The 5,259-nt window shown below is 57.2% G+C and carries 3 rRNA genes; all 3 read right to left on the minus strand.

What is annotated here, in order from left to right:
* Window position 1 precedes the first annotated feature (1 nt).
* Window positions 2-118 (minus strand): 5S ribosomal RNA (rrf, locus tag AOM05_RS13850).
* A 91-nt stretch (window positions 119-209) separates the two neighbouring features.
* Window positions 210-3,311: ribosomal RNA gene (locus AOM05_RS13855) — 23S ribosomal RNA — on the minus strand.
* Window positions 3,312-3,720: 409 nt separating this feature from the next.
* Window positions 3,721-5,241: ribosomal RNA gene (locus AOM05_RS13860) — 16S ribosomal RNA — on the minus strand.
* Together the 16S, 23S and 5S rRNA genes form the textbook arrangement of a ribosomal RNA operon.
* Window positions 5,242-5,259 lie beyond the last annotated feature (18 nt).

Raw genomic sequence — 5,259 nt, forward strand, 5'->3', positions numbered from 1 at the left:
TGTGCCGCAGCGTCCTACTCTCCCACACCCTGGCGGGTGCAGTACCATCGGCGCTGGGAGGCTTAGCTTCCGGGTTCGGAATGGGACCGGGCGTTTCCCTCCCGCTATGGCTGCGGCAACTTTATGGAACTATGGTTTTGCGGAGTGTTTCCCGTAGTTCGGGAACCGCACAGTGGACGCGTAGCATTACGTTTTTGATAACTTGAGTGTGAGTCAAGTTGTTGGCCTATTAGTACCGGTCAGCTTCACGAGTCTTTGGTCCTCGCTTCCACGTCCGGCCTATCAACCCCATGGTCTATAGGGGGCCTTCACACCCGTAGGTGATGGAAACCTTATCTTGAAACGGGCTTCCCGCTTAGATGCTTTCAGCGGTTATCCCTTCCCAACGTAGCCAACCAGCCGTGCTCCTGGCGGAACAACTGGCACACCAGAGGTTGGTCCACCCCGGTCCTCTCGTACTAGGGGCAGCCTTTCTCAAGTTTCCTGCGCGCGCAGCGGATAGGGACCGAACTGTCTCACGACGTTCTAAACCCAGCTCGCGTACCGCTTTAATGGGCGAACAGCCCAACCCTTGGGACCAACTCCAGCCCCAGGATGCGACGAGCCGACATCGAGGTGCCAAACCATGCCGTCGATATGGACTCTTGGGCAGGATCAGCCTGTTATCCCCGGGGTACCTTTTATCCGTTGAGCGCCGGCGCTTCCACATGCCACCGGCGGGTCACTAGTCCCGACTTTCGTCCCTGCTCGACCTGTCAGTCTCACAGTCAAGCTCCCTTGTACACTTGCACTCGCCACCTGATTGCCAACCAGGCTGAGGGAACCTTTGGGCGCCTCCGTTACTCTTTGGGAGGCAACCGCCCCAGTTAAACTACCCACCAGGCACTGTCCCTGATCCGGATTACGGACCGAGGTTAGATATCCAGAGTGATCAGAGTGGTATTTCAACAATGACTCCACCATGACTGGCGTCACGGCTTCATAGTCTCCCACCTATCCTACACAAACCACACCGAATACCAATACCAAGCTATAGTAAAGGTCCCGGGGTCTTTCCGTCCTGCTGCGCGTAACGAGCATCTTTACTCGTAGTGCAATTTCGCCGAGTTCGCGGTTGAGACAGCGGAGAAGTCGTTACGCCATTCGTGCAGGTCGGAACTTACCCGACAAGGAATTTCGCTACCTTAGGATGGTTATAGTTACCACCGCCGTTTACTGGGGCTTAAATTCGGAGCTTCGCCTTGCGGCTGACCCCTCCTCTTAACCTTCCAGCACCGGGCAGGCGTCAGTCCGTATACATCGTCTTGCGACTTCGCACGGACCTGTGTTTTTAGTAAACAGTCGCTTCTCCCTGGTCTCTGCGGCCCTCAAACGCTTCCCCACGCTAGGTGGTTCACGCCTCAGGCCCCCCTTCTCCCGAAGTTACGGGGGCATTTTGCCGAGTTCCTTAACCACGATTCACTCGATCGCCTTAGTATTCTCTACCTGACCACCTGAGTCGGTTTGGGGTACGGGCGGCTAGAACCTCGCGCCGAGGTTTTTCTTGGCAGCATAGGATCACCGATTTCCCCCGTACGGGGTCACCATCGGGTCTCAGCCTGTGTGAACCGCGGATTTGCCTACGGTTCGGCCTACACCCTTAGACGTGGACTACCATCGCCACGCTCGGCTACCTTCCTGCGTCACCCCTGTTAATACGCTTGACTACTACGGATCTGGTTCGTGCGCGCCACCGAGCTCCACCCGAAGGTTTCGCCGGCTTTGGGCACTTAGCATCGTCCGCCTCGTCATGGGCGGTTCTTCGCCGGTACGGGAATATCAACCCGTTGTCCATCGACTACGCCTGTCGGCCTCGCCTTAGGTCCCGACTTACCCAGGGCGGATTAACCTGGCCCTGGAACCCTTGGTCATTCGGCGGACGGGTTTCTCACCCGTCTTTCGCTACTCATGCCTGCATTCTCACTCGTGTAGCGTCCACCGCTGGGTTACCCCGCGACTTCACCCGCCACACGACGCTCCCCTACCCATCCACACGCCTGGACCACGAAGGCCTAGCACATATGTGAATGACACAACTTCGGCGGTGTACTTGAGCCCCGCTACATTGTCGGCGCGGAATCACTTGACCAGTGAGCTATTACGCACTCTTTCAAGGGTGGCTGCTTCTAAGCCAACCTCCTGGTTGTCTATGCAACTCCACATCCTTTCCCACTTAGCACACGCTTAGGGGCCTTAGTTGGTGTTCTGGGCTGTTTCCCTCTCGACTACGAAGCTTATCCCCCGCAGTCTCACTGCTGCGCTCTCACTTACCGGCATTCGGAGTTTGGCTGACGTCAGTAACCTGGTGGGGCCCATCGGCCATCCAGTAGCTCTACCTCCGGCAAGAAACACGCAACGCTGCACCTAAATGCATTTCGGGGAGAACCAGCTATCACGAAGTTTGATTGGCCTTTCACCCCTATCCACAGCTCATCCCCTCGGTTTTCAACCCAAGTGGGTTCGGCCCTCCACGCGGTCTTACCCGCGCTTCAGCCTGGCCATGGATAGATCACTTCGCTTCGGGTCTAGACCCAGCGACTCAAACGCCCTATTCGGACTCGCTTTCGCTACGGCTGCCCCACACGGGTTAACCTTGCCACTGAGCACTAACTCGCAGGCTCATTCTTCAAAAGGCACGCCGTCACCCCAGCTAAGGAGGCTCCGACGGATTGTAAGCACACGGTTTCAGGTACTATTTCACTCCCCTCTCGGGGTACTTTTCACCCTTCCCTCACGGTACTGATTCGCTATCGGTCAGTAGGTAGTATTTAGGCTTATAGAGTGGTCTCTACAGATTCACACGGGATTTCTCGGGCCCCGTGCTACTTGGGATACCTCTCAGGAGTCCGCACCATTTCGTCTACGGGGGTCGCACCCTCTATGCCGGGCCTTTCAATGCCCTTCGACTATGACACGGATTTCTGACTCCTCAACCGTCCGGCAGAACGGTTAGAAAGGTCCCACAACCCCGCACACGCAACCCCTGCCGGGTCTCACACGTGCACGGTTTGGCCTCATCCGCTTTCGCTCGCCACTACTCACGGAATATCTCTTCCTGTCGGTACTGAGATGTTTCACTTCCCGACGTTCCCTCCACACGCCCTATGTGTTCAGGCGTGGGTCACTGGACATGACTCCAGCGGGGTTTCCCCATTCGGACATCCTCGGATCACAGCTTGTTTGCCAACTCCCCGAGGCTTATCGCAGGCTACAACGTCCTTCTTCGGCTCCTACTGCCAAGGCATCCACCATGTGCTCTTAAAAACTTGACCACAGATATCAAAGATGCTCGCGTCCACTGTGCAGTTCTCAAACGACGGACGAACCCACCCCCCGATCCCACACCTGCATGAGCTCGACGCTCACACCGTTTGATGGGAGGAGATGGTCCGCAACCGTGCCCCACCCCGACACCCACCCCATCCAAGACGAGGAAGGTGAACCCGGGCGGGGTTCGACGGTCTGAAAGATTGAACTTACGTCCGACCCTTCAGGACCCAACAGCGTGCCAGCCGACAACCAGGACCCGGACTTAAGACGTTCCAACCCGAAGGCGTACTAGATCTCTCATCCGGCGGCTGCCGGCACATGTCGATGTTCCATCCATGAGCCCCACCAGACTACGAACGAGTCTGAAGTGGGATCCTGACCAAACCCTGAGGCTTGGTAGGTGCTCCTTAGAAAGGAGGTGATCCAGCCGCACCTTCCGGTACGGCTACCTTGTTACGACTTAGTCCCAATCGCCAATCCCACCTTAGACAGCTCCCTCCCTTGCGGGTTGGGCCACTGGCTTCGGGTGTTACCGACTTTCGTGACTTGACGGGCGGTGTGTACAAGGCCCGGGAACGTATTCACCGCAGCGTTGCTGATCTGCGATTACTAGCGACTCCGACTTCATGAGGTCGAGTTGCAGACCTCAATCCGAACTGAGACCGGCTTTTTGGGATTCGCTCCACCTTACGGTATCGCAGCCCTTTGTACCGGCCATTGTAGCATGCGTGAAGCCCAAGACATAAGGGGCATGATGATTTGACGTCATCCCCACCTTCCTCCGAGTTGACCCCGGCAGTCTCCTATGAGTCCCCACCATCACGTGCTGGCAACATAGGACGAGGGTTGCGCTCGTTGCGGGACTTAACCCAACATCTCACGACACGAGCTGACGACAACCATGCACCACCTGTATACCCCGCCGAAGCACCCCCCATCTCTGGGGGTAGAGGGTATATGTCAAGCCTTGGTAAGGTTCTTCGCGTTGCATCGAATTAATCCGCATGCTCCGCCGCTTGTGCGGGCCCCCGTCAATTCCTTTGAGTTTTAGCCTTGCGGCCGTACTCCCCAGGCGGGGCACTTAATGCGTTAGCTGCGACGCGGAACTCATGGAAAGAGCCCCACATCTAGTGCCCACCGTTTACGGCGTGGACTACCAGGGTATCTAATCCTGTTCGCTCCCCACGCTTTCGCTCCTCAGCGTCAGTTGTGGCCCAGAGACCTGCCTTCGCCATCGGTGTTCCTCCTGATATCTGCGCATTCCACCGCTACACCAGGAATTCCAGTCTCCCCTACCACACTCTAGTCTGCCCGTACCCACTGCAGGCCCGAGGTTGAGCCTCGGGATTTCACAGCAGACGCGACAAACCGCCTACGAGCTCTTTACGCCCAATAATTCCGGACAACGCTTGCGCCCTACGTATTACCGCGGCTGCTGGCACGTAGTTAGCCGGCGCTTCTTCTGCAGGTACCGTCACTTTCGCTTCTTCCCTGCTGAAAGGGGTTTACAACCCGAAGGCCTTCATCCCCCACGCGGCGTCGCTGCATCAGGCTTGCGCCCATTGTGCAATATTCCCCACTGCTGCCTCCCGTAGGAGTCTGGACCGTGTCTCAGTTCCAGTGTGGCCGGTCGCCCTCTCAGGCCGGCTACCCGTCGTCGCCTTGGTGAGCCACTACCTCACCAACAAGCTGATAGGCCGCGAGTCCATCCCAGACCGAAAAACTTTCCACACCCTCACCATGCGATGGAGTGTCATATCCAGTATTAGCCCCGGTTTCCCGAGGTTATCCCAGAGTCTGGGGCAGGTTACTCACGTGTTACTCACCCGTTCGCCACTGATCACCCCAGCAAGCTGGGGGTCACCGTTCGACTTGCATGTGTTAAGCACGCCGCCAGCGTTCGTCCTGAGCCAGGATCAAACTCTCCGTAAATGAATGGCGTACAACCAG

The organism is Demequina silvatica (genome assembly GCF_000971215.1).
Taxonomy (GTDB): domain Bacteria; phylum Actinomycetota; class Actinomycetes; order Actinomycetales; family Demequinaceae; genus Demequina; species Demequina silvatica.